1 protein-coding gene is annotated in these 270 nt (G+C 66.7%); it reads left to right on the top strand.

Going from position 1 to position 270, the window contains the following annotated elements; translation table 11 throughout:
- The coding region (locus NW835_RS13770; RefSeq protein ID WP_414415586.1) for a pentapeptide repeat-containing protein at nucleotides 1–270 on the top strand (270 nt) is incomplete at both ends.

Here is a 270-nt window from a genome sequence, read left to right as displayed (position 1 = left end):
ACCAGGCCAAGCTGAGCGGGGCCAACCTGAGCGGGGCTAACTTGATCTTGGCCAAGCTGAGCGGGGCCAACCTGAGCCAGGCTAAGCTGAGCGGGGCCGACCTGAGCGGGGCCGACCTGAGCAGGGCCAACCTGAGCAGGGCCAACCTGAGCAGGGCCAACCTGAGGGAGGCTGACCTGAGCGAGGCTGACCTGAGCGAGGCTGACCTGAGCGGGGCCGACCTGAGCGGGGCTAACTTGATCTTGGCCAAGCTGAGCGAGGCCAACCTGA

The organism is Synechococcus sp. OH2, assembly GCF_047462155.1.
Taxonomy (GTDB): domain Bacteria; phylum Cyanobacteriota; class Cyanobacteriia; order Thermostichales; family Thermostichaceae; genus Thermostichus.
Note: the sequence above shows the minus strand (reverse complement) of the source record. Positions and strands in the feature narration are given on the sequence as shown.